Here is a 25,631-nt window from a genome sequence, read left to right on the forward strand (position 1 = left end):
CCTGGAATTCAGGCCTATGCGCTCGCCTCAAAATATGACGAGCATCATATGCACGCATGACTTCCCCTCCAAATGAAGGCACTCCCATGAAAATCGCAGGATCCATTGCCCTCGTAACAGGCGCGTCATCAGGTATCGGCGAAGCCACCGCGCAGCGACTCGTCATGGCGGGCTACAAGGTCTACGGCACCAGCCGACGCGGTGCCGCGTCGGGCTCGCAGTCTTTCGCAATGCTGCCGCTCGACGTGACTAGTGATGAATCGGTCGAAGCCGCGGTGACAGAGCTCATTCGGCGGGAGGGTCGCATCGACCTGCTCGTGAACAACGCCGGCCTCGGCGTTGCGCCCGCCGGAGCGGAAGAAAGTTCGATCGAGCAGGCCAAGGCCATCTTTGAAACCAACTTCTTCGGACTGATCCGCATGACCCGTGCCGTCGTGCCGCACATGCGACGCCAGGGCAGCGGTCGCATCCTCAACATCGGTTCGGTGCTTGGTTTCATTCCGATGCCTTACGGGGCTCTCTATGCCGCTACCAAGCATGCGATTGAGGGCTACTCGGAGTCGCTCGATCACGAGCTGCGTACACAAGGCATTCGGGTGTCGGTCATCGAGCCCGCTTACACGAAGACGCAGTTCGAAGCGAACCTTCTGGCCCCCGATTCGCAGCTCGATGAATATCGCGAAGTTCGCGCGCTCCTGGACAAGGTGCTCAGCAAGGTGATGGCAACCGCCGACGAGCCGAGCGTCGTGGCCGAGGTCGTGCTGCAGGCGGCCATCGACGGCCAGCCCAAGCTCCGGTACACGGCCGGCGGGCTCGCGAATCGGCTGCGACTGCTGCGCAGATTTGCACCGGCCAGGTTGGTGGACGCTGGTATCCGAAAGGATCTAAGGCTTGACGCCCCCAAGGCACCGTAAGCGTTCTCTCAAAGCCGTTGCCCACACATCCAGAGAGGCAGTCATGAAGGCATTCATCGTTGATCGCTACAACAAGAACGACGCATTGCGTCTCGGTGAAATGCCGGAGCCGCAAGTTCGCGACCATGATGTCCTCGTCGCCATCGACGCGGCCAGCTTGAACCCGCTGGATGCCAAGATCCGGGACGGCGAGTTCAAGCTCATCCTCCCTTATCGCTTGCCGCTGATACTGGGCAACGACGTCGCCGGAGTCGTAGTCGGCGTCGGCTCGAAGGTCCGCGGGTTCAAGCCTGGCGATGAGGTGTATGCACGTCCAAGCAAGGACCGGATCGGGACGCTCGCTGAGTTCATCGCGATGAACGAAGCCGACGTAGCGTTGAAGCCAAAGAATCTCACGATGGAAGAGGCTGCCTCCATCCCTCTGGTGGGCCTGACCGCGTGGCAGATATTGATCGAACGCGCCAACCTGAAGAAGGGCCAGAAAGTCTTGATACACGCCGGTTCCGGCGGGGTCGGCACGTTTGCCATCCAGTTGGCAAAGCACATCGGGGCGACGGTGGCGACGACGACCAGCACCGAGAACGTCGATCTGGTCCGCAGTCTCGGCGCGGATGTCGTCATCGACTACAAGAATCAGGATTTCGCGAAGGTCCTCAATGGCTACGACGTGGTCCTTAACAGCCTGGGCCAGGACACGCTCGAAAAGTCCCTCAAGGTGCTGAAGCCTGGAGGCAAACTGATTTCCATCTCCGGTCCGCCAGACGTGGCGTTCGCTAAAGAGAACGGGCTGAACTGGCTCCTCCAGCAGATCATGCGCTTCTTGAGCCTGGGCATCCGGAGGAAGGCAAAGCGACACGGCGTCAGCTACTCGTTTGTTTTCATGCGGGCCGACGGCGAGCAGTTGAGCAGGATCACGGCGCTCATCGAATCCGGCGCCGTGCGGCCGGTCGTGGATCGGATCTTTCCATTCCTCGCGACCAACGAAGCGATGGATTACCTGGCGAAGGGCCGTGCGAAAGGCAAGGTCGTCATCAAGGCGGGGTGAGCAGCATGAACACGCGCAATCAATCGCAAAGCAGCTCGAACATCGTGTGGCGCAATGCGCCCACGGCCTACGTCGATGTCGGCGGAACAACATTCGCCTACCGGTAACTCGGGCCGAACACCTGAAAACGGGGTCTGAAAACGGGGTCAGAGTGCCCTTTTCGGTCCGATGGCGTGACGCAAAGAAACAGGGGTCAGAGTCGACTTTCAACGCTCACGGAGATCTAAGCCGGTTCGCGGCGATGGCCAAGTCATTCCGCCGCCTCCAACTGGGGTTCGTCGTTTGGAAACGGTATATCCCCAGCAACATAGCGCTTGATGGCGTCGACGAGCAGGTGCGTCTTGGTACTAACGATAGTGCTGTCAGACGCTTGGTGCTCGATGAGCAGGCCGGCTACGCGCGGGCGGGGACACTGTCCCTTCTTCAGGGCCGAGAGGGCGAGGAACTTTCCGAGGTCAATCAGTACCCCACCGCTGGCTCCACGGGGGGCAATGGACTCAATCATCGTGCCGTCGGACTCGCGCGATAACGAAGAAAATTTCAGAAAAATGTGTGTTGATGCAGTGACACTCAGTTTCTCTTGAAGAGCCTGGTTCTCCCATGGGGTCGCGGAGTAGTGCCACATCGTGGCCCTTGCATGCCGAAGGGCCGGGTCGATATTGACATCCGAGTTCATGGCAACGGGGTACCCAAGTGCCAGATACGCGTGGCCGTCTGCTGATTCAGGTGCGGCAGCCAAATCATCTTCACCTAGGAAGCGAACATCACCTAGCTTGCTAACAGCTTTAGGTGTCAGTTCGCAGAACGCCAAGTCAAAGCGATCATGCGCTCTTCCATTCGGTGGAAGAGGTGTGCATTCGAAGAAGCAATCGATATCTACGAGCGCATCTTTTCCGCCGATCATGAGCGGAGCGCGGCGGTCGTTGTCGGCAGCATGTGCTGCAGTCGCCAAGAACGATCTGCCGTAGAGGCGAAGCAGAAATCCTGTGGCGACACATTCAGGAATGCCATCCACACGTGCGTAAATTGGCCGAACGGCAGGTAAAAAAGCAGTCGCAGCTTCCCCATGGCATTGGGTTAGGCGCGACATCGCCAGAGCGGCCAGGTCCATTAATCCCTCCTGAGGGTTCGAGTGGAAAACAGGGGTCACGAACAAAGCAAATAAAGGGGTCAGGTTCATTTACTTGACGTAGAAAATGAACCGGCCCCTTTGCTGAGTCAGTTGCTAGGGCCGACAAATCGGCAAATCACAGCCAAAGGTCATTACGAGTCCGTGAAAACGGGGTCAGAGTGCCTTTTCCGACTCAGGGAATAACGGTCAAAGTGCACCTTCTAGTGCAGCATCCTCGCTGTGGCGCGCCGTGCTCGATGGTCTATTTGAGTGCTTCGCGTGTCGATTGATGCGGCTTTGCCACTCATCACCAATCGATGCAGCGGTTTTGATGGTGTCTTCTCGCATGAGGCAAATGATGGCGACGAACCCTGTTACGACCGCACACACGCCATATACCCATCCAGCGAAAGTGCTATCACCGGACTTCGACGCGACCAGTGCTGCGAGTACAGCGATTAGGGCGCAGGCGAAGTAGCCGGCAAGCAGTACCGCCCGGCCCATGCGCCGCTTGGCTAGCGTGTTGTGCCGCTGGTGCTGCCAGGAGACGGTTTGTGAGTCCGCGTCAAATCGAAAGAGTGGCCAAAGCTCTGCCAAGTCAAACAGTGACTGGCTTCTATCGGGCTGAGCCAGCGCCAGTCGAATGACGCGAGCTGGTAGATATGCACCGCAGAGATGTCGCACGGCGACTTCCAGCCAGAGATCGTCTTGGCTCCTCGTGGCGTCCCATAGCTCCAAAAACTCCTTGCGATGCTGGCTGCGGCGGCCATGCAAGCCAAACAACCCGCGGATGACGTACAGCACCAAAATGAATAGGACGGCGGGAATCAGGTAGCCGGAACCGCCAATAGCAAGAACCTTTTCCATACGAATCCTTCCGCGAAAAACGGGGTCGAAAAACGGGGTCAGAGTGCCATTCTGAAAATGACACTCTGCCCGGTTGCTGCTTCACACCACCCGATCCGGATCCTTGATGTACGTTCCCGAGAACTCCACGCGGATGCCGGTGATATCCGCCTTCAGCTTGACGATATCCACGGTGTCGGCGTCGCCTGCGCTCACCTTCGGGGTCGATACGATCCAGTCGGTGTAGAGCGTGGGTTCGCTGTACGACGTGCGGAAATCTTCGGCGATGGCCGCGCGTACGCGCACCGTGTCCGGCTGGTCCGCCGGCGTGGCGGCGAGGTCGTAGCGGAAGGTCAGGTCCACCGGCGCGCCATGGAAGTGGAAGGACTTGGGTGTCCTGCCCACGAGGCGCCGGTCGTCGTACGCACCGCTGCTGCGCACGGTGAACTCGATCGCGCCGCGACTGGGCCGCTTGCCCGGCGCCCATTCCACCCAGACGTGGATCTCCGATACGCGCACGCGGCTGGCCAGGCCCCAGCCCGACAGCGGGCTGTGCTCGGGCGTCAGGCGCAGGCCGATGCGCTGGCCGTCGAGCAGCGCGTCGCGTTGCGTGGTCGAGAGCGCTTGCGTCGTGCGGCGGAACTCTTGCGGCGCGGGCTTGAAGCTTTCCAGTGCGCGTGCCTGCATCTTGCGCAGATCGCCGACGGCTTTGAGGTCCTCGGCCAGGTCGGCGATGCCGCGGTAGTTGTCGCGGGCGGCGACGTCGTCCAGGGCCCAGTAGCGCCAGGCGGCGTCGAACTGACTCAACACGACCAGCAACGAGCGCTGCACCGCGCGATAGTTGCCCCACAGCAGCATCATGGCGTGGGCGGACAACAGCTCGTCCTTCTTCATTCCGTCGATTTCACGCAAAACCGCGTCGTGCTGGCGCGCGGCGATCTCTGTCTGGAGCTTGCTGCGCGCGATCTCCTGGATCAGCGGTGGCAGCGCCGCCTGCGCGGTGGTCAGGGCGCGGCCGTAGATCACCAGGATCTTGAGTTCCTTCAGGTACTCCTCCGCGCCGCCGACGCCTTCCTTGATCGCGGGGGCAAGCTGCGTCTCCACTTCGACCCACAGCTGGTCCCAATACGCGCCGGCCGACGGCGCGCCCTTGGCGTCGTCGGACATCGATTCGCGGCTGATCGCGGACAGGTCGTTGGCGAACTTGCCCGCATCGGCAATCTTGTCGGCAGCGGCCACGATGGCCAGGCACATCTTGACGATCTTCTCGATGGCCTGGCCGACTTTGACCAGCTTCTTCATGATCTCGGCGAGCTTGGCCGCCGTGCTCGCCACGTCCGCCGCCGCTTTGGCCGCATCGGCCGCGCCGGCGCCATTGCCGCCGAACATCGAGCCCACGCCGGACACGAACGAGAACACCGCGCCGGCGATCGCCCAGGCCGCTTCGCGTTCCTTGGCTTCGCGCCATGCGTCCAGACCGGCCTTGAAGGCAGTTTCGGCGCGGCGCACGTTTTTGTTCTGCGGCTCGATCGCGTCCTGCGCGCGTTTGACGTTGGTGGTCGCCAGCCGCAGGTTCTCCGCGAGCTGGGTGGCGACCAGCTTCTGGAACGCACCGGCGTCGTCCTTCTCGCCGAGCACGCGCCGCGCCGCTTCCTTGCGTGCGCCGAGTTCGACGTTGCGGTCGGCGAGACGTGCATAGCTGCCCGCGTAAGTCTGCAAGGCGGGGAGGTGGTCACGCGCCACATCGCCATAGAACGACGCGCTCAGATATGGCACCTGGTCCGGATCGAAGCGCACCGGCTGCAGCAATTCCTGCAGGTTCGAACAGGACAGTGCCAGCGCCTGCCACGCGGGCTCGGCGGGCCGCAATTTGAGCAGCTCCTGCAGACGCGCGAGCAGTTCGAGCGCTCGCTCGCCCTTGCCCTGCGCGCCCAGCCACTGCGCGGTGAACAGCATGCGTTCCAGCAGTCGCAGGCAGACCTGCATCGGCATCAGCGAGAAGTCGATCGGCAGCGTCTCGAACACCTGTTTGAGATCGTACAGACCGATGTTCTCGTTCGCAGCTCCCAGCACCTGCGGGGTCAGTGGATCCGGAAGATCGCGGGTCTGCGTATCCGAACGCATGCTGCCATCGCGATCTTCCCACTCCGATCGGCGCGTCAGTTGCGGCCGGCAGGCGGGCTGGTCGATCTGCCGCATATAGAAGCCGAGCACCTCGGCGAAGCCGCCTCTCATCTTGTAGTGCAGCGTTGCGTTGGTCTGCAGGCGGCGGCCGATGACCACGACGCCGTCGAGCCACTTGATGTCGATGGATGCGGAGGTGTCGTGCCGTGCGTCGACGGTGTCGGCGAAAACCAGTAGGCGGAAGTGACTTGAGCTCGCGCTGGCGGCCTCACCCGCGTGACGAATCACGTCGGCCAGGTTCACGTGCATTCCGGTCACGACCTGCCAGTACGGGCCCGGTCGGACCCAGCGCTCGAGCGGTCCGCCCGGACCGGCTTGATCGATGATCGCGTCCCAATCCGGCTCGTCCCGATTCACCGCCTGCAGCGCCGATGTCATTGGCGCCGAAAGAATTGTCCCCATGCGTACCGTCTCCTTAGTGATCTTTCGTCAGATATCCGTGTTGCGGCAGGGGGGCCGGCCGAGGCGCGTGCTCCATCGCCGGCATGTACAAAGCGAGTGCGGTCAGAGTGCATTTCGATCGAGCAGGCGAGCGATGTAAGCGTGCGTCGGATCGTCACTCGCATCCCACCCCATCCCATCCCGATCCAAATGTCGCGCGCAAAACGGAGTCAGGGTGCATTTTCCTCAAGGTCCCGACACCTCACCCAGTTTTGCTGTCGATCTCGTAGTTGTTCCCATCCATTGGCGAGCCTTCGCATCGCGGTACCGCCTACGCATGCCAGTCCTGCGCGCTTGGCTTCTGGGCTTCCGTAATTCGGAAGCAAGTACACCTGGGTGGAAGGACGAGGCTTGCCGAGCAGCTTGGCCATCGTCTGGCCATTGCTGGCTTCCTGCTTCTCACAGAAGTCGCGAAGGATCGGCGCGACCCAGCTTCGGGTCTTCGCGATCGTCAGGCGTTCGCACTGGAACGGCGTCGTATCGTTGGCGCTCGCCAAAGGCGCATAGAGCGCGGCGGCCAGCAGCCAAAAGCGTAGCGTGGTCATCTCCGGACACCCCCTATGTCCTCCGTGACCGCCGGACCGTATCACTCGACTTGGCCGCCGCGACAGTGACCCGGGGTGGACCGGGCGCGGAAGGCGCGTAATCAGCAAAACCAGCAACCCCGGAAACCGCTGGCGTCCTGCCGTAAGCGCGCCGACGCCTTCGCTATAGATCTAGAGTCTTGAGCGAAGGATCGGACCGCCTGTCCGAAGGACTCCGCGGCCTTCCGGAAAGCCAAACGCCGCTGCGAGAAGGATTCCGAGTCCTGGCCTTGAGGCGCAAAGCCTCGACGCCAAGGCTCGCGAGCCCTGGCCGAAGGCAGAAACATCCTTCCGGAAGGACTCGCCGTCTTTAGCGAAGGCCATCGCCTCATTCGGGAAGGATCGGCAACGTGCAAACGCCGGACATGAAAATGCCCGGCACACACCCTCGGGCCATAAGGCCTGGATCATCAAGTGGTGCCAGCTCCGCGCCCTAGGGGCGTGGGACATCTGACCCTCGCGCCTATGCGTCTTGGGCGATGGCCGAGGACATCCGACAGCGGTGCCTGGCATCGCCAGGCCGCAGCGGACCAAGTGCTGACCGGCTGCGCTGTTGAATAGGCAAAGGCTCCGCCACGGGGCGAAGCCCTTGCCTGGTTGGTGCTATCGCACTATCACCGCGGTGTCGCCACGAAGCCGTGCCGTTTGCCGGTCGCATCAAAGTATTGACCGGCGACTTCGCCCAAATTGTTCACGGCGGTTGCAATCGTCGCCCTCGCACCGGGTACATCGAGATTCTGGAAATTTCCGCGCGTCTTGATGAAGCCGTGAATGAGCCCGGAAGTGTCAACGTAGTAGCCGGTGACCTGACCAACATCGTTGATGCCGAATGCGACTGTTCCGCCGGACTTGGCGGTCGGCACATCGATCGACGAAAACTGTCCGCTCGCGCTGCGATGGAAGCCGTGCGTCTCGCCGGGCTTGGTGTCCCAATAGCCGACGATCTCGCCATTGGCACTGATGCCCAGCGGATACGTGTCGCGTGCGCCGGGGACGTCGATCGGCGTATCGTGCCCGTGATGGCGCAACACGCCGTGATAGATGCCGTCGGCGTCCCAATACACGCCGGCAATGTCACCGCGCGTATTGACGCCATCCACGTTTGAATTGAGACGTCCGGGAAAATCGACCGTCTCGACCTGGCCCCGCCGGATCACGAAGCCGTGTTGCTGCTTCGATGCATCGGCGTAGCCGCCGAAGACCGTGCCGTTGTTGGTGGGGCCGCCAGCGGCGCTGAAGTTGTCGCCGAACAAGCCTTCCGGGTCGGGCGACTCGAAACGGCCGTCGCTATAAACCATGGCGTGCGCCGGTTGACCGCTCAGGGTGTATTGACCGGCCATTTCGCCCAGATCGTTGATTCCCCAGAAGATCGTGACCGACGCGCCGGGATAGTCAATCGTCTTATAAGTGTAGTGTGCGGCGGTATCCGTGCTGGTTCCTGCTTCGGGAGAGGCCGCGCCGACAGACCCGGCGAGTACCAGGGTAAAGAGGGTCGCTGCCTGTGCAAGCCGGCGACGCGAAGTTCGATGGTCTGACATAACTCAATCCTTGGTTGAAAGAAGTAGCGATGGCACTCCGACGGGTCGTGACCGTCCGGAACTTCACCATCCCTCCTTAAAGCGCAAAGACGCCCTCGGGACCGACACGCTGCCGGCCGGAAGCGCCGGGCCGGTTGCTAGAATCTCGCGACAATGAGCTCCGCATCCGATATCACTGAAGTCCTCAAGCGTGCCGCGAGCGGCGACTCCGCAGCGATGGAGAGGCTGATTCCCATGGTCTATGCATCGTTGCGCCAGCTCGCGCACCGCCAGCGGGCGCACGAAGGCGCGCATACGCTCGAAACGACGGCGCTGGTCCACGAGGCCTATCTGACGCTGGCCCGACAGAACAACGGCGTCACGTTCGCCGATCGCGCGCATCTGTATGCGTACATGAGCCGCGTAATGCGCCATGTCCTTGTCGATCACGCGCGACGAAAGAACGCACAGAAACGTCAGGTGCCGGAGATGACGGAGGCGGAGAGGGCGGAAGTCATCGATGTGCTAGCGATCGACGAGGCTCTGCAGCGACTCGCTGCCTTGGATCAGCGGCTTGTACGTGTCGTCGAGTTGCGGTTGTTCGCCGGCCTCTCGAACGGGGAGATCGCCGAGGCCACCGGCGTCACCACGCGTACCGTCGAACGCGACTGGCTGAAGGCGCGCACTTTCCTGTCTGCCTGCCTGACGCAAGGAGCGTGACGTGAGGCCGACACTTGCGATCGATGACCTTGCGCGCCGCCGATGATGGTCGAGTTCGCCGAACGTTGGCATGAGATCGAACCGCTGCTCGACCGCCTGTTCGACGTGCCTGTCGCCGAACAGACCGAATGGTTGTGCAGGCACTGCGAGGACGCGACGCTACGCACGCTCGTTGCGCGCGCACTCGACAATGCGCCCAGCATAGAGATGCTCGAACGAGGTGTCGCAGGCTGGCTGCCGACGCTCGCTGACGATCTGTCTGATACGTCGCCAACCATTTCCGGCTATCACATACGGCGCTTCGTCGGCGCCGGCGGCATGGCCAGCGTATTTGAAGCGGAGCGCGAGTTACCTGGCGGTTCGCAAACCGTCGCACTCAAGCTGTTGCGCATCAACGTGCACGCTCCCGATGAGCGCCGGCGTTTCCTGCGCGAGCAGCACATCCTCGCTCGTCTGCAGCACCCGCACATCGCCCAGTTGCTCGATGCGGGATTCACGCCAACGGGTACGCCGTTTTTCGCGCTGGAATTCGTTGCCGGCAACGACCTCGTTGCGCATTGCGAGAAACACGCCCTCGAAAGACGCGACCGTCTCGCGTTGTTTGTCGACGTCTGCAAGGCAGTCGAACACGCGCACCGCAACCTGATCGTGCATCGCGACTTGAAGCCGAGCAACGTGCTCGTCAGCGACGATGGTTGCGTCAAACTCGTCGATTTCGGCATCGCCAAGCTGCTGGACGATGAAGGCGAACAGACCCGCACCGAGGCGCGGTACCTGACGCGCACCTACGCCGCACCCGAGCAGCTCGCCGGCGGCACCGCTACCACCGCGATCGACGTCTATGCACTCGGCCTCCTGCTGGCTGAGCAGCTCACCGGCCTGCGACCGCTCCGGACCCGCGATCGAGCAATCGATGCGGGCGCGTCCGACCATTCCAGTGGCTATGCGGCGGTGTTCGACGACGCGACGCTGCGGCGCAAACTCGGCACCGATCTGCATGCGATCGTGCATCAGGCGACGCAGGTTGATCCCAGTCATCGCTATGCGACCGTCGCCGCGCTGCGCGACGATGTCGAACGCCACCTCGAAGGTAAGCCAGTGTGCGCCCGCGCGAACACATTCGCGTATCGCGCCCTCATGTTTGCAAAACGACACGCCTTTGCAGTCGCAGCCGGCGTACTGATCGCTGCAACCCTCGGCGGGGCGACGACCGTCAGCTTGCATCAATCGCGTCTCGCGCGTCGCGCCGCGCAGAATGCGCGCGCGCAGGCGCTCGTAGCGTTAGCAGAGACACAGCGTGCGGATGCGGTCAAATCGTTCCTCGAAGGCCTGTTCGACAGCGCGTCCCCAGGAGTCGAGACGAGCGAAACCGCACAAGAACTGCTTGCGCGCGGTCGCGATCGGGCCAATCGCGATTTCGCGATGCAGCCGGCGCTGCGCGTCGAGATTCTTGCGCTGATCGGTGATCTCGAACGCCGCAGTGGTCATCCTGACCGTGCGCAGCAGCCTCTCGAAGAGGCTGCCGCACTCGCCAAGGCTCAGTTCGGCGCGGCCGATCGGCGTTCCCTATACATCGAGTATCTGATCGCGAAGGAAGCCGACGAGCTTGGCCGCGTTCGCGATGCGAGGTCACGCCTGCAGGATGCGATCGCGGCATTCGAGGCGGGCCCTAATCGAGAATCTCGGGAAGAAGTGCAGGCGCTCGCCTGGCTCGCTGGTCTAGAGGAGCGCATCGGCGACTCGACCAAGGCGATCGATGTCGGCAAGAACGCACTCTCGCTCGGACGCCGCGTTCTGCCCAGCGACAGCAGTGCACTGACCGAGACCGTGACGAATCTCGGTTGGATCTTCCTGGATGCGGGCCACGCCGACCGCGCCGAGCCGCTGTTGCGCGAAGCTCTCGCGCGCAAGCGCAGCCAGCTCGGTGCGCAGCATGCCGAAGTCGCCGAGGCGATGGCGCTTCTAACGAGGGCACTAGTTCGAGTCGGTCGCTACGGCGAGGGTGAACGGCTTATGCGCGCCGCAATCCATATCGATTCGCGTGCGTACACGCGTCCGCACCCGCGTGTCGCCTGGCACCTCAACGATCTGGCGAATGTGCTTGCGCTCGAAGGCAAACTTGGCGAAGCGGGCGTCTTTTACACGAAGTCGATCGCGGTCAACCGGGCACTCGCGCCGGCGGCGGTCAGCGAGGCGGTGACTATTGGCAATTTGGCGCGCATCAATTTTAGGCAGGGGGCGTACGCCAAAGCGGAAGCCGGGCTGCGCGACGCAATCGAACGTAAGAAACACTTGCTGGGCGAGGACTATGGTGACAACGGCCGCAGCTATGACCTCGCGAGCCTCGCCGAAGTCCTCGTCGCGCGCGGTCGTTTCGACGAAGCCGGGGCGCTTGCCGACGAGGCACTTATGGAAGCGCGACGTCGGCATCGCGATGCTCATCCGGACGTCGCATTCGCGTTAACGGTCGAGGCCGGGCTGATGGCTGCACGAGGGAATCGTGAGCGAGCGGCCGCATGCGCGGGAGAGGCCGTCATGGCATATGACGCACTGTCGGACCTTGGTTCCGACAAGGCCATTCGGGCGCGCCTCCTGTTAGGCGAAATTCTGCAGAGTCTTGGTCGCAACAGCGACGCGAAGTCGCAGTTCGAACGCGCCCTAGCGGCGGCCAGGGCGACCGAACCGAATGCGGCTGCACTTATCGTGCGCGCCTCGACCGGCCTTGCGGGCGTCTACGACATGCTCGGCGACCAGGCTGCCGCGCGTCTGCTTCGCGTCGAGGCCAAGGCGTCGTTCACCGGAATACCGCTGGAGCGGAGCGCCGAGCGCGATGCGGCGATACGGCTCATTGCCGGCGCACCGGCACGGGCCAAGCTCTGACGGGAGCACAACCCTATCCGAACTGACGTGCGGCCCCCTCTCCGCTAGCCCAGATCGCATCGCGACAAAAGTCGACTCTGACCCCTGTTTCCAGGCCCGTACGAAGTGGGCAATACAGGTTTACGGAGAACTACGCAGGCGTCTGTCGGGGAATGCCGCGGGGTGGGGTAGGACTTTTCCTACGGCTGTCGGCAAGAAGGGAGCATTAGTCAACGACGAAATATCCGACACCACAGGATTGATTATCCTGAGCGGCCCATCGAATGTTTGAGAGTGCCGGTGAAGATATTCCTGTTGATCTCATGGATGCTCGCATCGAGCACCGCTGTCGCGTCGGATCGTCCAAACGCACTTCCCGCAGAAGCAGCACAGGCGCTTCATTCCACTGGGCATGCCGTTATTTATTCCCTGGAACCGTGGGACGATCCCGACAAGAAAGTCGCGCGACTGCAGGGGTACGAAATCCTTGGGCAATCCGATTTGAGCGACGCGCAGAGGTCGATCGCTGTCGACGCGTTTGATTCGGCGATCGCCGGATGGGACGGGGCCATGGCGGCATGCTTCGACCCAAGGCACGCACTCCGAATCCAGTTCAAGGGACACGCGTACGACGTCCTCCTCTGCTACTCCTGCCAACAGGTGGAAGTGTTTCGGGACGGCAAGATGCTCGGTGGCGCCGGGGCTGCGGGCTCCCCCAAGGTGCTCAACGACCTGATGGCGAGCCTGCAGCTTCCGCTCTCGCACTCCCTGGAGGACATGGAGAAGAGCCAGGAGGCCGAGAATGCCCGCAATGCAGCCGGCCGGAAGCGCTTCCTCGCTGCGATGCCCTCGTCCATCGAGCCGTTCTGGGATGCGGACGCCAATTTCCAGCAGGGGATGCTGCCATTTGGCAAGCCAATGGAGGATCTCCGCGCTGCGTTCACGTCTGCAAATCCCGATCGCGATGCGGCAATCCAGACGCTGCTCGTCTGGTTTGGTTCCGGAAGCGGGCGCTGGTCGGGCTTTCCTGGTTACGAGGAGATTGCCGAACAATTGCTGTTGGACTACCCCACCGATCGCATAATCGCGGCTGCGCAGGCGCCCGATGCGAGCGATGCATTGCTGGAAGGCGCGGCTCGGTACTTCGCTGGATGGTATTTCTCCAAGCGCCATCCACAGGACAGGGCACTCGTTCCTGCGTCGCTCAAGCAACGTCTGCTTGAACACACGTTGCACACGGGAGATACCGATGACGAGGATCGGCGCGACCGTGCGAAGTACGCGTTTGAGAAGTAAGGGCGTAGCTCTAGTGCCAAATCTATTGGCATCGCGATGGCCGCTTTGGGTCGAAATCGGTTGTCGAAAGCAGGGTCAGAGTGGACTGCCCCGCTTTCCACAGACGAGTAGTCAGGATACAGCCCTGACCGATTGATACTCCTGCTCCGCACGGGCCGGTGACTGGTAGCCCAGTGCCGAGTGCATGCGGATGCGGTTGTAGAACAGCTCGACATACTCGAACACCGCCATGCGTGCGGCTTCGCGGCAATCGAAAAAGGTTCCAGGGCCATTCTCATAGGGTCCTGAAAATCAACCTGGAACATTTTCGATCCTGTGCCTTGCTATTCGCTTACCGTCCCTATGCGCTTTCGGCGCTCGTCCATGTGTCGGCGAATACCCGCTGGAAGTTGAGACCAAGCACTTTCTCGACGGTCCGCGCCCTGTAGCCGCGGCGCGCCAGCGCATCGGCGATGAGCAAGCTGCGGTCGGGACGGTTGAGTCCGACCACGAACGGCGGTGGGCCTTCGCCCGGTGCCGCGACGCCGCTGGCTTTACGCGCAGCAATGTCCTTGTCCCACTGGGCGATGCTCTCCGGTGATGTGTCGAACGTCATCAGCAGCGCATCGCTGCCGATCCCTACGTGGTCCTCGCCACAGGTGTTCAAGGCATGGCGCATATGGCGCAGATAGTCATCGAGCGTCGGTTGTCGCGGGGATCGGGTCAGGAAGCCCAGGTCGTAGATGCCGACCATGCCGCCCTTGGCCGCCACGGCACGCAACACGGTGTCGCTCTTGTTGCGAGGATGTGCATGCACTGCAGCGCAACCGGCATGCGTGATCAATCCGGGTTTGCTGGACACGGCGAGCGCCGTCAGCGTCGAACCCTCATCGCAGTGGCTGAGGTCCAGGGTTACGCCTGCGGTGTTCATTCGTTGCACGGCTTCACGTCCGAGCGGGGTCAGACCCGAAGCCGGCTGAGGGCTCAGCACCCCGGATGCGAACGCAGACGATCGGTTGTACGACAACTGCATCACGCGTACGCCACGCGCGCGAAAGTGATCGATGCGTTCGAGCTTCGCCTCCAGCATGTCGACGCCTTCAAACGAAAAGATGATGCCTACCTTGCCGTCGCGCTTGGCGCGCAGAAGGTCGGACACCTGTTCGATCTTGAGATACACGTCGGGGTTGAGGCGGATGCCGGCTTCGTAAGCATCGATGTCGGCACTCGCCTGGGCGAAGTCGCCATTGCTGCCACCCAGCGTTGCCTTCAGAGCGGTCAGCCCCGACGACTTCACCGCGAGCGCCGTGGAGCGATCGAGGGGGGCGGTGTCGTCGAACGGCGGCACCAGATTGCCGTCGATGATGATGGCGTCGCGGTAACGAATCGATGGTTCGACGCGTTTCGAGGCCGCTCCTGCGATAGGTGTCAGAACGAACCCGGCCGCGAGTGCGGCCGAGGTTTTCAGGAAGTCGCGTCTGTCTGTTCGCTTGCCCATGTGTTGCTCCAAATCCGCGCCGTCGATAGAGACGCATCGCGTAACGTGTGAGCAAGCATCGTGCCAATTCTCGATTCCGCGTCGTAGCAGGCTCGCGCGGTGAAGCGGTCCGTGTAGGGAGGGGCGTCGGACGTCCGCGCGGACACATGGCGGACAAGCGCGGACGCAATCGCAAATAGGCGTCAGGTTCAGAGACCGCCATCAGTCCGTTCGCTGGGCCCCCACCACGTGCGCCCGGATCTTGCCTTCAATGGCGCGCGATAAAGGGGTCAGGTTCATTTACTCGACGCGGCAAATGGATCTGACCCTTGTTCTGACACTGGAAAATTCCGGGGAAAAATCACAAACGTCACTATCGCCAAGGCCTTGTAGGCTGTGGCTAGGAGCGGGGCAGAGCAATTGATCCCCCGTAAGGGTTAGACCTGACTCTATTTGATCATCGCGACGCAGAATAATGGGCCAAACGTGTGTTCCCCCTCGGGGAGCCGCGGCTTGAACTCACATCGGTGTCACGCCGATTTCTCTCGTCGATTACCACGCTCGGCGATGATGACGAAGTCGGCTGCTTGTTTCCGAGCGACGCTACGGACCAATCCAATAACGCGGCGTGCCTATCGGCAAGTCGCCTGCCGGGAGCGGGATCATGAAAACAGCTCGCTACATCGCCATTGGCTTGATACTGGCGACCAGCGCCATCCTGGCATCGGCGTCTTTCGCCCAGAGTCCGGCGCGTGCCGCCCGCAGCTTCGACCACTGCACCGGCTTCATCGATACGTTGCCGACGACCATCTCTACACCGGGCACCTGGTGCCTTCGGCGCGACCTCGCCACTGCCATCACCAGCGGCCGTGCGATTGTCATCAACAGTGACAACGTCACGATCGATTGCAACCATTTCACAATCGACGGATTGGCGGCGGGCCCCGACTCTCGCGCGGGAGCGATCTTCTCCGAAGACCGCCGGCACATCACGGTACGCCAGTGCAAGGTTCGCGGCTTCGGGGCTGGCGTGGACCTGTCCGCCAACTTCCTGAGTACCGGAGGCGGCCATCTGGTCGAGGACAACCAGTTCGATCTAAACATCGGGTATGGCCTACAGGTGATCGGCGGCGAGAAGTCCGTAGTGCGAAGCAATATCCTGCGCGACAACGGCGGGCAGATTGCCATGGTCATGATCGGCTTCATCGACATCATCGACAACACGGTCATCGGCTCAGTCGGAACCGGCATTTTGGTCTACCTCAACACCGCTGGCAGTGTCAGCGGCAACCGCGTTCGCGATGTGGCTCGCGTGGGCATCAGGGTCTCTGAAAGCGGCGCATCCCTGCAGGTGAGCGGAAACCACTTGAATGCCAATCCGGGTCACTTCCCCGGAGGATTCAGCACGATCGGCATCCAGTGCGGGTCGGAGGAGTTGGGCCCGGTCTTTGACAACCTAATCGTGGGCTTTGATAGCCCGGTCATGCAATGCAATGCCTTCGACAACACCATCCCTCGCAGTGGGCACGACACACCGTAGGTTTGCCGCCCCGAACTTCAAAGTGGCCGCCGAGCAGGGCATCCAGGCCCTGTTTCGCGAGGGGCAACGCTGGGCTACTTCGGCGTAGCCGCCTTTCGCAATGACGTGTACTGCGAGGTCTGCAGCAGCCACCGGCCATTGGTCCGATGGAAATGAAGCAGGACGCGCATCGCGACGGTTCGCGTCGGGTCGTTGCCTGGAACAATCAGGGTTTCGCGCGCGATCACCGTCGCATCGTCCCCCAGAATTCGCACCACCGGCTCGCTGAGCTCGATCATCGGCGGCGCCTTGCCGCTTGCGGCCATCCCGGCCTTCGCTTCAGGACTGTAGAAGCCGATGACTTGAGTGCGTGTATCCACATCGCCGACAGGTGAGATCTCCAGATAGCCCGGAGCCAGCATCGACTCCAACGCCGCCTGGTCAAAGGTGCGCTGCGCTTCGATCAGTTGCTTGCCCAGATCTAGCAGATTCTGTTCCGCAGACGGCCTGGTATGAGCACTGACTGCGAAGAAGCTCGCGCCGCACAACAAAGCGATGCTCAAACAGGTCGAGCGAAGGAAGGGCGTCATGAGTGAGTCCTTTCAATGGGAAACTGCAAGCATCGTCGCGGCCGCTGACCCGGGTAACGAGTGTCTTTGGTCACAGGACTGGCGAAACGGCAAGATCGGCGATAACGCCGATAAAGGGGTCAGGTTCATTTATTCAAAACAAGGGTCAGAGCCGACTTTCTCCACTCGCCTGGATGGCATCGTGAAGAAAAGTCCACTCTGGACACTGCGTTAAAACGCACAAGTCTCAGGCGTTGGCGAGCAGGTCCATGTACCGCGTGATCGGCAACGACTCCAACTCCGCGGGCTCGGCCGCCAGGGCCAGCAGCCGATCGACGTGGGCCGCCGGCAAGCGGGCGCGCATGGCCGGTTCGAACTTGGCCATCAGTACCGGGATGCCCTCGACGCGGCGCTTGCGGTGTCCGATCGGGTAGTCGACCGCGACCCGCTCGGTCGCGGTGCCGTCGGTGAAGAACACCTGCACCGCATTGCCGATGTAGCGCTTGTCGGGATCGAAGTAATCGGCGGTGAACTGCGGGTTCTCGCGCACCACCATCTTCGCGCGCAGCGCGTCGATGCGCGGATCGCTGGCCACCGCGTCGGCGTAGTCGTCGGCGGTGAGGCGGCCGAAGATCAAGGGCACGGCCACCATGTACTGCAGGCAGTGGTCGCGATCGGCGTAGTTCGCGAGCGGGCCGGTCTTGTCGATGATGCGCACGCCGGCTTGCTGGGTTTCCAGTTCGATGCGCTCGATCCGGTCGAGCCGGTCCTTGACCTGCGCGTGCAGCCGCATCGCGCACTCCACCGCGGTCTGCGCATGGAACTCGGCCGGGAAGCTGATCTTGAACAGGGTGTTCTCCATCACGTAGCTGCCGAACGGCCGCTCGAACTCGAACGGTTTGCCTTCGAAGGCGACATCGTAGAAGCCCCAGGTCGGTACGCTCAGCGCGCTGGGATAACCGACAACACCCTTCATGGCGTTGAGCGCGTGGATGACGGCGCGGCGGCAGGCGTCGCCCGCGGCCCAGCTCTTGCGCGGACCGGTGTTGGGCGCGTGCCGGTAGGTGCGCAACACGCCGTTGTCGATCCAGCTGTGCGACACGGCGGCGATCACCTCGTCCTTGCCGCCACCGAGCATGCGCGTGGCGACGGCGCTCGACGCCAAGCGCACGAGGATCACGTGGTCGAGGCCGACGCGGTTGAACGAATTCTTCAGCGCGTAACAGCCCTGGATCTCGTGCGCCTTGATCGCATGGCCCAGCACGTCTTTCACGGTCAGCGCTTGACCGCCTTCGCGCTCGGCCTTGCGGCCCAGGTAGTCGGCGACCGCGAGCAGGGCGCCGAGGTTGTCCGACGGATGCCCCCACTCCGCGGCGAGCCAGGTGTCGTTGAAGTCGAGCCAGCGGATCTGCACGCCGATGTTGTAGGCGGCCTGCGCCGGATCGAGCTCAAACGCGGTGAACGGCACGCGCGCGCCGCCCTTCAGCTCCGCACCCGGCACCAGCGGACCCAGGTGCTGCACGCACTGCGCGTGGTCCATCGCCAGCGCAGCGCAGGCCAGCGAATCCAGCAGCATGTAGCGGGCGGTGTCGAAGGCCTCCTGCGAGTCGATCCGGTAATCGACGACGTAGTCGGCGATGTCCACCATCGGCGCATCCGGTGGCGGGCGGATGGCGGAGCGGCTGTCGAAGTGACTCATGGACGCTTCCCACGGACGGAACGGGAGCGATCAGTGTGGCGCGGAGCGCCGTGAGGGCGCGGCAAAGGAGTCATAGGGGACGGAGGCAATCAAGCCGCGTGTCTTTGCACGCGCAGTACTTGGTGAGCCGACGCGTCATCTTTCTGTCACTTGGTGGTAGGACCCGGGCAACTCCGTCAACGATGCGGCTTGACTCTGGCGAGATCCGGCCGACTCCTTCACAAGTGCTGCACACATGCAATGTGGATGATCGCTTGGGGGTCCGTCTGCAGGGGGCGAAATCCATAACTTGTTGTTGTACGGCCTGATCTGGGCCGTGCCCAGCGACACGTATGCTCGCGCGACCTTGGAAGGATCCCAGAGGAAGGCCATGTCGTGGCCTCGTGTCGCAAGTGATGCACGCTTTTTAAGACCATCAACCACACGCAGAGAAGGAGCTCATCATCATGGTACGTTCCAACGCAGGCAGTGCTCGTTCCGGCAGCAAGACCCTTTCCCACGTCATCCGCTTCAGCAAGCCGACATTGGTGGCTACCACCAACCAGTATCAGCAGAACGTAGCCACGGTGACGCAGCTGATGACGAGTATCTTCTCGTCCAATCTCCCGACCTTGAATCAGAATCCTCCTGATTGGGATCAGTTCGTCACCGCTTACACGCAGGGCAAGACGGTGGCCCTCAGCTGGACCAATACGGTGATGGCACGGCTGCTTACCGTGCCTCAGGACGTCCAGGGCTATAACCCCACCATCACGGCTGCGTTGCAGGATGCGCAGGCGCAGGCGACCCTGCTGGTACAGAATCCGCAGAATCAGATCGCGCTCGGCGCGCTCAACACGGATCTTGCGACCGTATCGCGTACCCTCAATCTGGTGGTGACGTTCATTGCTGGCGCGGTTTCCGCGATCCAGAACTTCAACAACACCATGCCCAGTCTGGCTTCCAATCTGCAGTCGATCGCAGACAGCTCCGCGCAAGCGGCGCAAGCGGACATGACCAAGATCAATACGCTCAAGGCGGACATCGCCAAGCTGGAAAGCGATATCAGCTCGCTTACCGCTGCCATCATCGGCTTGGGCATTGCCGATGGTGCCGCGATCACACTGGGCACCATCGCCACAATCGCCGCCTGGCCGATTGGAGCGCTCACCTGGATCGTACTGGGGCCGGCCGTCGCCGTGGCTACCACCTACATCGCGCTGGATGCGATCCAGATCAAGGCCGACAAGGACAAGATCGCTGCGGACCAGTCGGCCATTACCGGCCTGACGGCTGATGTGGCCACCCTGCAGATTCTGGCGCAGCAGTACACGCAGTTCGCGCAAGCCACGCAGGCCCTTGGGCCCACGCTTCTGGCCATCCTCCAGGAGTGGCAGACGCTGGAGACGGAGGTCAACGCTGCGATTGCAGATGTGCAGCATGCGACGCAGGATGCGTCGTCCGCTTCCTTCACCAAGGTGCAGCAGGATCTGGCCCAGGCGCTTCACGAGTGGCAGCTGGCGTATGGCCAGGCCGGTACGCTGGTGCTCAACGTCCAGGCGAATAACGCTCAACTGCAATACGGCATGAGCCAGGCCCAGGTCCAAAGCGCACTCGCTTCAGGCACTTCAGTCGACGTGGTGACCTACTGCAACCAGCGCGCTGCGTAAGCCAGCCATGGCAGGGGGTCAGGTTCATGCTCGAACCTGACCCCTTTCTTAGTTCGCGCCGCTACTTGGTGATCGCCGGGCTCAAGCTCGGGATAAAGGGGTCAGGTTCATTTATTCGCGGTCGCCCAAAGCGGCAATCCCGGGATCCCGCAGCGTCCTTCGGGAGAATGGGGCCAGAGTGAATTTGCGCTTGAAGCGTCAATTCCCTCTGGCCCCTTTTCACTATTCGGTCACCCCGAGCAACTGGTGCGCAGCGACACGGGGAGCTGACTCACTGGAGCTCATCCGCCAGACGTTCGGCTTCATCACCTTCATCAACCGCCTCGGTCAGCAGCACCGGATACTCCCCCTGCAACGCGTACTCCCAATCAAGCCGAATGCTATCCACGTTCTTCGGCCCACCCGACGCCGTGATATCGACCAAGCGCGCGGAAAGTTCAGGCGGCAAATCGGCCTGAAACCGATAAGCCTGATGGAAATTCCCCCCACCCAGCCGCCGCCCGAAGTTGGTCTCCACGAACAGCGAATGCACGTAGTAGTAAGCGCTGCCGTACACCCCAACGATGTACTCGTCTGCGGCCAGATCCAGCGAACCGCAGTACGTGCCGAGCTCGGCGCCGACCATGTGCCTCTCGGCGGAGCGGTTGGTGATGCGGATGCCGCGCAGTTGGGCGTCGGCCCATAGCTCGATTCTGGCGATGCCCTTGCCGTCGGCCAGGGCGATGGGATCGTGCACGGAGCCCCATGGGCCGACGTTGGCCTTCACGGTCTTCGACGTCGGCCGCGGCTTGTCCGGGTCGAATGCGCCCCATAGCAGCGACGGCGCGAGGATCGCATCCAACTGCGCCCCGAACTGCGCCTCCACCAGCGCCTTGCGGATGTTCCACAGCTTGTTCTTGGTTTCCTCGGTATTGCCGTTGCGGTTGCTGTAAATCTGCATCTCGCGGCCGTCGGCGCCGTCCTTCAGGGTCACCGAGTGGGTGAAGTCGTGGTACTCGCGACCGACCGGAATGACTCGGAAGTCGCGCCCGATCCTGTCGACGCGCGCCTTCATCGCGGCGGCGCGGAAGGCTTTGGCGGCGCGGGTGTATTCGGCGATGCCGTCGCGCAGTTCCTTCATGTGCACGGCCTTGTTGGGGTCGTCGGTCTGCTTGGCGATATCGGCGTAGTAACGCGCGGCTTCCTGCAGCAGGGTGAGCTTGATCGTGCCGATCGTGACCAGGTAGCTGAGTGTGCGTTCGGCGGAGTGGATGTCGAAGAAGGGGCGGTCGACCTGGTTGAGGGCGGTGATGGTGGACACCAGCTTGGTGGCCTTCTCCGTGCCGGGCACGAGGTCGACGAAGGTGCGCAGGTTCGCCTTCGCGCCTTCGATGGTGTTGCGCAGCGCGGTGATGCGCACCTCCTCCAGGCGGCTCTCCACGTAGCTTTCGATGTAGCGCATGACCTGGTTCCAGATCAGGCTCGGGCCGGCGTCCGGCCACAGCATTCCGACCACGCCCTTGATCGCGCCACCGGCCGTCGGGATCAGTCCGGTAATGCCGAGCGTCACGTCGCGCACGATCTGGCTGGGGCTGGTGAAGCCCGGCAGCGACGACGGCGCGAAGCCTTCTTCGGCCAGCACCGGGCGGAAGCGCTGGTGCTTGTTCTTGCCGCTGTAGTGGTTGTGGTACTGCAGCACGGGCTTCTCGTCGCCCTTCTCCTCGCCGTACACCTCCAGCACCTTGCCGCTGTGCACGGCCTCGAGGAAGACGCAGCCGTCGCCGGCATCGATGATGCGGAAGCGCTCATGGTCCACGCCATGCCAGCCGTACTGTTGCACGGCGATGCGGTCGTCCTTGGAACCCCCGGCGATGTCGATCACCTTCTGCGAATGCTTCACTCGCAGCACGTAGATTCGCTCGCCGCCGTCGTTGAAGGTGAACTGCTGGTGCGTCGACTCGGCAAATGGTTTGGCCGCGTTCTGCTGGATGATCGCACCGTCGGCGTGCGAGGCGTCCTTGACCTCCAACACCTTGCCGCTGTGTTCGGCGACCAGGTAGTAGTGGCTGTTGGGAAGGGGGGTGAAAGCCATGGGAACCTCCGTGTGGGCGTAGTTGACGGGTCAAGGGCGACCCAAGGGGGAAGCAGGGGGTAAGGAAAACGGGGGTCAGGACGCACTTTCCTCAAGGTCCCGGCACCTCACCCAGTTGTGCTGTCGATCCCGCAGTTGTTCCCATCCGTTGGCGAGCTTCCGCATCGCGGTACCGCCTACGCATGCCAGTCCTGCGCGCTTGGCTTCTGGGCTTCCGTAATTCGGAAGCAAGTACACCTGGGTGGAAGGACGAGGCTTGCCGAGCAGCTTGGCCATCGTCTGGCCATTGCTGGCTTCCTGCTTCTCACAGAAGTCGCGAAGGATCGGCGCGACCCAGCTTCGGGTCTTCGCGATCGTCAGGCGTTCGCACTGGAACGGTGTCGTATCGTTGGCGCTCGCCATAGGCGCATAGAGTGCGGCGGCCAACAGCCAAAAGCGTAGCGTGGTCATCTCCGGACACCCCCTATGTCCTCCGTGACCGCCGGACCGTACCACTCGACTTGGCCGTCGCGACAGTGACCCCGGAACGATAAAGGGGTCAGGTCCATTTACTTGATGCAGTAAACGAACCTGATCCTCTATCTCGGCGCAGTGTCCGTGTCGTTCCCGCCGCTACTTGGCGATCGCCGGGCTCAAGCTCGGAAACAACGTCCCCAACACGATCTTCGTCGCCTTGTCGCCGCCCATGTCGTCGGTGGCATTGGCAACGACCAGTGCGCCGGTGCCGGCTTGGGGAAACAACACCGCCCAGGCGAGCCAGTTGCCGTCGGAGCCGCCGTGCACGAGCACGGGCCCCTGGCGTCCCGCGATCGAAGGCTGCACGCCCCAATCCATTCCGGACGGGCTGTTGGGTTGAGCTGTCTGCATGAGCTGGTACGAGGCAGGCGTCAGCAGCTTGCCGCGACCTTGGCTGCCGGCGAGTTGATCCAGGCAGAATCGGGCCCAGTCGCTCAGGCTCATATGCAGGTTGCCGGCGGCCGTGTACATCATCGGCACGCCGTCATCGGAGGTCTTCATCGCCGTGGTCACCGGCTTGCCGCCGCGGTGGCCCAGCGTTTGGCCCGCGGGCGTCGGGCCGAAGCCAACGCTGGTCATTCCCAGCGGCTGGAAGACTTCGCGACGCATCAGTTCCTCGAAGTCCGTACCCGTGGTGCGCTCGGCAATGACGGCGGCGATGAGAAAGCCGGTGTTGCAGTAGACGAATTCGGAGCCTGGCGTGGCAACCGGCTCATCCTTCAGCGCGGCGGTGATGAACGCGAGGCGTTGCTGCGGCAGCGGGCGCACATCGGCAAAGAACGTGTCGAGGAACTTGAGGTCGCGGATGTTCTCCGGCAAGCCCGAGCGATGCGACAGCAGCTGCGCCAGCGTCACCGACCGGTATTCCGGCCGCATCGATTCGGCAAGCTCGGGAAGCATCTTCGCCAGCGGTGCGTCCCAGGACAGCACGCCGCGGTCGACGAGCCTGGCGATCATGGCAACGGTCATCGGTTTGCCGGTAGAGCCGATCAGCCAGAGGTCATCGACGAGTACATTCTCCGGTCGATCGTTGCGGCGCACGCCGCGCACGGATTGCTGGACGACCTTGTCGTCGCGCATAACCAGCGCACCGAGTGCAGGCGTCGCGGTCCCCTGCATGGCCTTGTCCAGGATCGCATCGAGGTCGATGGTGTCCGGGGTCTGCGCGCTGGCGGGAGCGGCCTGCACCGAAACCGGGGCCTGGAGCAGCAACAGTGAGAAGAGGGCGACACGGAAGAAGGTCGCGCGCGCGGGATAGTTCAAGTGGATCTCCGATGAGTGGGCGTTCGAAGAGCCAGAGGCATGCCCTGGCTCGTTTCCATTGCGGCTGTGCGTTGCGCGCAATGCGCACCAGTCGCGTGCTTCCCATGCTGGGCCCCGGAACATCCAGTCGCGCGGGCCGCAAGTCATGTCATCGCACCGACGAGCGCCGTGCCTGCGCAGTGCCACGATCGCGGAGGATAAAGACCCGGTTTGGAAAAACGGGGTCAGAGTCGACTTTTTTCCGATTGCCTCGAATGGCTGAGGAAGAACAAGTCAGCAAGTGTGGGTTCCTTGACCCGCGATGGTGGGCGCTCGAACATCCGACAGTCGCGCTTTCGGGCGCCAGGTAAGAAGAGTCCGCCGCCGTGGAGAGTTCGTTGAAAGCTTGGCTTCTTCTCATGCTCGCCGTCGCAGCCCCGGCTCGTGCAGGCATCGTCTATACCGACGTGCCCGAATCCCCTGAGCCCGCAAAGACCTATGTGATCTACCTGCATGGGCGAATCATAGAAAACGCTGGCCCGCGCCCCACCGATCCGCGTTTCGGGCTCTATGACTACCCCGCTGTACTGGAGGCGCTCTCCTCTCGTGGAGCCGTAGTCATTTCGGCGCAGCGCCCGCCCGAAACCGACATGAACAAATACGCTGGCGTGGTCGTCGCTCAAGTCGAAGAGCTGATTGTTCGCGGCGTTCCGCCCGGGAACATAGTGGTTGCCGGCTTCTCCAAAGGCGGTGGAATCGCAACACGCGTTTCCAGCTTTCTGCGGCGGCCGCAGGTCCGCTTTGTGCTGCTGGCGGCTTGTCCTGCCGGCCCTGTCCCCACGCAGCTCCGCCTTACCGGCCAGGTGTTCTCGGTCTATGAGGCGAGCGATACGCTTGCGGGGAGTTGCAAGCCCCTTGCGGATCAGCCGGAGCACCCGCAGTCATTCGACGAGATCAGGATCTCCACCGGCAAGTCGCATGGCGCGTTCTATATGCCGCTCGCGGCATGGGTCGACCCAGTGCTTGACTGGGTGCACCGTACCGACGCTGATGGTTCAACAACGGTGAAACAGGGTCGACAGTGACCTCGGGTGGCCGGGCGCGGAAGCGCGCAGTCACCAAAAGCGGCAACCCCGAAATCCCCTAGCGTCCTTCCATAAGAGCGCCGATACCTTCTCCACAGATCTGGAGTCTTGAGCAAAGGATCGGACCGCCTGACCGAAGGACTCTGCGGCCTAACGGGAAGGATCGGCGAACGTGCGGACGCCGGACATGAAAAAGCCGGCAGACCGAGCGTACAGCCGGATCTGACGGGCGGAAGAACGCGGCAGCGCCGCGTTCGTGTAGCGGTGGCGGCGCGCAACAAGCTCCAGCCCCCAACCCTGAAAACTCG

The 25,631-nt window shown here is 62.5% G+C and carries 20 protein-coding genes and 1 pseudogene; 9 read left to right on the forward strand and 12 right to left on the reverse strand.

Annotated elements, in window-relative coordinates:
* Positions 1-86: 86 nt before the first annotated feature.
* Together ACYVGK_RS15245 and ACYVGK_RS15250 are read left to right on the forward strand one after the other, a co-directional pair.
* Positions 87-914 (forward strand): oxidoreductase, encoded by an 828-nt coding sequence (locus ACYVGK_RS15245; RefSeq protein WP_460735210.1) that lies wholly within the window; start codon positions 87-89, stop codon positions 912-914.
* 43 nt (positions 915-957) lie between these two features.
* Positions 958-1,959, forward strand: coding sequence for an NADP-dependent oxidoreductase (locus ACYVGK_RS15250; RefSeq protein WP_460735212.1), 1,002 nt, complete (start codon positions 958-960; stop codon positions 1,957-1,959).
* A 250-nt stretch (positions 1,960-2,209) separates the two neighbouring features.
* Here ACYVGK_RS15250 and ACYVGK_RS15255 read toward each other — a convergent pair whose 3' ends face one another.
* The 5 genes from ACYVGK_RS15255 to ACYVGK_RS15275 form a co-directional block, all read right to left on the reverse strand.
* Positions 2,210-3,139: a hypothetical protein gene (locus tag ACYVGK_RS15255; protein ID WP_460735214.1), complete on the reverse strand. Its 930-nt coding sequence runs from the start codon at positions 3,137-3,139 to the stop codon at positions 2,210-2,212.
* A 138-nt stretch (positions 3,140-3,277) separates the two neighbouring features.
* Positions 3,278-3,937: a hypothetical protein gene (locus ACYVGK_RS15260; protein WP_460735215.1), complete on the reverse strand. Its 660-nt coding sequence runs from the start codon at positions 3,935-3,937 to the stop codon at positions 3,278-3,280.
* A gap of 81 nt (positions 3,938-4,018) precedes the next feature.
* Positions 4,019-6,502 carry a hypothetical protein gene (locus ACYVGK_RS15265; RefSeq protein WP_460735217.1) on the reverse strand — a complete coding sequence of 828 codons (2,484 nt, stop codon included), beginning with the start codon at positions 6,500-6,502 and terminating at the stop codon, positions 4,019-4,021.
* Between the two features lie 209 nt (positions 6,503-6,711).
* Positions 6,712-7,086: a hypothetical protein gene (locus ACYVGK_RS15270; protein ID WP_460735219.1), complete on the reverse strand. Its 375-nt coding sequence runs from the start codon at positions 7,084-7,086 to the stop codon at positions 6,712-6,714.
* A gap of 653 nt (positions 7,087-7,739) precedes the next feature.
* Positions 7,740-8,663, reverse strand: coding sequence for a hypothetical protein (locus ACYVGK_RS15275; RefSeq protein ID WP_460735221.1), 924 nt, complete (start codon positions 8,661-8,663; stop codon positions 7,740-7,742).
* 153 nt (positions 8,664-8,816) lie between these two features.
* On the opposite strand from ACYVGK_RS15275, the gene ACYVGK_RS15280 reads away from it, so the two are divergent.
* From ACYVGK_RS15280 to ACYVGK_RS15290, 3 genes are all read left to right on the forward strand, one after another.
* On the forward strand, positions 8,817-9,362 hold the full coding sequence (locus ACYVGK_RS15280) for an ECF-type sigma factor (protein ID WP_460735223.1): 546 nt from the start codon (positions 8,817-8,819) through the stop codon (positions 9,360-9,362).
* Between the two features lie 45 nt (positions 9,363-9,407).
* Positions 9,408-12,242, forward strand: coding sequence for a protein kinase domain-containing protein (locus ACYVGK_RS15285; protein ID WP_460735225.1), 2,835 nt, complete (start codon positions 9,408-9,410; stop codon positions 12,240-12,242).
* Positions 12,243-12,521: 279 nt separating this feature from the next.
* Positions 12,522-13,517: a hypothetical protein gene (locus ACYVGK_RS15290; RefSeq protein ID WP_460735227.1), complete on the forward strand. Its 996-nt coding sequence runs from the start codon at positions 12,522-12,524 to the stop codon at positions 13,515-13,517.
* 111 nt (positions 13,518-13,628) lie between these two features.
* Here ACYVGK_RS15290 and ACYVGK_RS15295 read toward each other — a convergent pair.
* Together ACYVGK_RS15295 and ACYVGK_RS15300 are read right to left on the reverse strand one after the other, a co-directional pair.
* A pseudogene (locus ACYVGK_RS15295) lies at positions 13,629-13,763 on the reverse strand (IS3 family transposase); the annotation flags it as partial.
* 94 nt (positions 13,764-13,857) lie between these two features.
* Positions 13,858-14,994, reverse strand: a complete 1,137-nt coding sequence (locus tag ACYVGK_RS15300) for a dipeptidase (RefSeq protein ID WP_460735229.1) — start codon at positions 14,992-14,994, stop codon at positions 13,858-13,860.
* Positions 14,995-15,637: 643 nt separating this feature from the next.
* On the opposite strand from ACYVGK_RS15300, the gene ACYVGK_RS15305 reads away from it, so the two are divergent.
* The gene (locus ACYVGK_RS15305; protein WP_460735231.1) at positions 15,638-16,513 is read left to right on the forward strand and encodes a right-handed parallel beta-helix repeat-containing protein; all 876 of its coding nucleotides are present in this window, start codon (positions 15,638-15,640) and stop codon (positions 16,511-16,513) included.
* A 74-nt stretch (positions 16,514-16,587) separates the two neighbouring features.
* Here the strand turns inward: ACYVGK_RS15305 and ACYVGK_RS15310 are convergent, their stop codons facing one another.
* Entirely contained in the window at positions 16,588-17,082 is a 495-nt protein-coding gene (locus tag ACYVGK_RS15310) for a nuclear transport factor 2 family protein (RefSeq protein ID WP_460735233.1), read from the reverse strand.
* Here ACYVGK_RS15310 and ACYVGK_RS15315 point away from each other — a divergent pair.
* Positions 17,081-17,296, forward strand: a complete 216-nt coding sequence (locus ACYVGK_RS15315) for a hypothetical protein (protein ID WP_460735235.1) — start codon at positions 17,081-17,083, stop codon at positions 17,294-17,296. The two genes, ACYVGK_RS15310 and ACYVGK_RS15315, sit on opposite strands and share 2 nt — an antisense overlap.
* Positions 17,297-17,308: 12 nt before the next feature.
* Here the strand turns inward: ACYVGK_RS15315 and ACYVGK_RS15320 are convergent, their stop codons facing one another.
* Complete coding sequence (locus ACYVGK_RS15320) at positions 17,309-18,760, reverse strand: bifunctional 2-methylcitrate dehydratase/aconitate hydratase (RefSeq protein WP_460735237.1); 1,452 nt, start codon at positions 18,758-18,760, stop codon at positions 17,309-17,311.
* Positions 18,761-19,206: 446 nt separating this feature from the next.
* On the opposite strand from ACYVGK_RS15320, the gene ACYVGK_RS15325 reads away from it, so the two are divergent.
* Positions 19,207-20,409 (forward strand): hypothetical protein, encoded by a 1,203-nt coding sequence (locus ACYVGK_RS15325; protein WP_460735238.1) that lies wholly within the window; start codon positions 19,207-19,209, stop codon positions 20,407-20,409.
* 271 nt (positions 20,410-20,680) lie between these two features.
* On the opposite strand, the gene ACYVGK_RS15330 is transcribed toward ACYVGK_RS15325, so the two are convergent.
* The 3 genes from ACYVGK_RS15330 to ACYVGK_RS15340 form a co-directional block, all read right to left on the reverse strand.
* Complete coding sequence (locus ACYVGK_RS15330; RefSeq protein WP_460735240.1) at positions 20,681-22,480, reverse strand: RICIN domain-containing protein; 1,800 nt, start codon at positions 22,478-22,480, stop codon at positions 20,681-20,683.
* A 75-nt stretch (positions 22,481-22,555) separates the two neighbouring features.
* Positions 22,556-22,930 carry a hypothetical protein gene (locus ACYVGK_RS15335; protein ID WP_460735242.1) on the reverse strand — a complete coding sequence of 125 codons (375 nt, stop codon included), beginning with the start codon at positions 22,928-22,930 and terminating at the stop codon, positions 22,556-22,558.
* 162 nt (positions 22,931-23,092) lie between these two features.
* Positions 23,093-24,259, reverse strand: coding sequence for a serine hydrolase domain-containing protein (locus ACYVGK_RS15340; protein WP_460735244.1), 1,167 nt, complete (start codon positions 24,257-24,259; stop codon positions 23,093-23,095).
* Between the two features lie 398 nt (positions 24,260-24,657).
* Here ACYVGK_RS15340 and ACYVGK_RS15345 point away from each other — a divergent pair, with 398 nt between their 5' ends.
* Positions 24,658-25,323 carry an alpha/beta hydrolase family protein gene (locus ACYVGK_RS15345; RefSeq protein WP_460735246.1) on the forward strand — a complete coding sequence of 222 codons (666 nt, stop codon included), beginning with the start codon at positions 24,658-24,660 and terminating at the stop codon, positions 25,321-25,323.
* Positions 25,324-25,631: the final 308 nt, after the last annotated feature.

The sequence above is a fragment of the Lysobacter tyrosinilyticus genome (genome assembly GCF_054779815.1).

What these genes read in the sequence shown, in the direction of transcription:
- ACYVGK_RS15320 (WP_460735237.1), bottom strand. Translation starts at nt 18,760, where the DNA reads ATGAGTCACTTCGACAGCCGCTCCGCCATCCGCCCGCCACCGGATGCG.
- ACYVGK_RS15250 (WP_460735212.1), top strand. Translation starts at nt 958, where the DNA reads ATGAAGGCATTCATCGTTGATCGCTACAACAAGAACGACGCATTGCGT.
- ACYVGK_RS15335 (WP_460735242.1), bottom strand. Translation starts at nt 22,930, where the DNA reads ATGACCACGCTACGCTTTTGGCTGTTGGCCGCCGCACTCTATGCGCCT.
- ACYVGK_RS15330 (WP_460735240.1), bottom strand. Translation starts at nt 22,480, where the DNA reads ATGGCTTTCACCCCCCTTCCCAACAGCCACTACTACCTGGTCGCCGAA.
- ACYVGK_RS15270 (WP_460735219.1), bottom strand. Translation starts at nt 7,086, where the DNA reads ATGACCACGCTACGCTTTTGGCTGCTGGCCGCCGCGCTCTATGCGCCT.
- ACYVGK_RS15300 (WP_460735229.1), bottom strand. Translation starts at nt 14,994, where the DNA reads ATGGGCAAGCGAACAGACAGACGCGACTTCCTGAAAACCTCGGCCGCA.
- ACYVGK_RS15265 (WP_460735217.1), bottom strand. Translation starts at nt 6,502, where the DNA reads ATGGGGACAATTCTTTCGGCGCCAATGACATCGGCGCTGCAGGCGGTG.
- ACYVGK_RS15310 (WP_460735233.1), bottom strand. Translation starts at nt 17,082, where the DNA reads ATGACGCCCTTCCTTCGCTCGACCTGTTTGAGCATCGCTTTGTTGTGC.
- ACYVGK_RS15245 (WP_460735210.1), top strand. Translation starts at nt 87, where the DNA reads ATGAAAATCGCAGGATCCATTGCCCTCGTAACAGGCGCGTCATCAGGT.
- ACYVGK_RS15260 (WP_460735215.1), bottom strand. Translation starts at nt 3,937, where the DNA reads ATGGAAAAGGTTCTTGCTATTGGCGGTTCCGGCTACCTGATTCCCGCC.
- ACYVGK_RS15280 (WP_460735223.1), top strand. Translation starts at nt 8,817, where the DNA reads ATGAGCTCCGCATCCGATATCACTGAAGTCCTCAAGCGTGCCGCGAGC.
- ACYVGK_RS15325 (WP_460735238.1), top strand. Translation starts at nt 19,207, where the DNA reads ATGGTACGTTCCAACGCAGGCAGTGCTCGTTCCGGCAGCAAGACCCTT.
- ACYVGK_RS15255 (WP_460735214.1), bottom strand. Translation starts at nt 3,139, where the DNA reads ATGAACCTGACCCCTTTATTTGCTTTGTTCGTGACCCCTGTTTTCCAC.
- ACYVGK_RS15315 (WP_460735235.1), top strand. Translation starts at nt 17,081, where the DNA reads ATGAGTGAGTCCTTTCAATGGGAAACTGCAAGCATCGTCGCGGCCGCT.
- ACYVGK_RS15285 (WP_460735225.1), top strand. Translation starts at nt 9,408, where the DNA reads ATGGTCGAGTTCGCCGAACGTTGGCATGAGATCGAACCGCTGCTCGAC.
- ACYVGK_RS15305 (WP_460735231.1), top strand. Translation starts at nt 15,638, where the DNA reads ATGAAAACAGCTCGCTACATCGCCATTGGCTTGATACTGGCGACCAGC.
- ACYVGK_RS15345 (WP_460735246.1), top strand. Translation starts at nt 24,658, where the DNA reads ATGCTCGCCGTCGCAGCCCCGGCTCGTGCAGGCATCGTCTATACCGAC.
- ACYVGK_RS15275 (WP_460735221.1), bottom strand. Translation starts at nt 8,663, where the DNA reads ATGTCAGACCATCGAACTTCGCGTCGCCGGCTTGCACAGGCAGCGACC.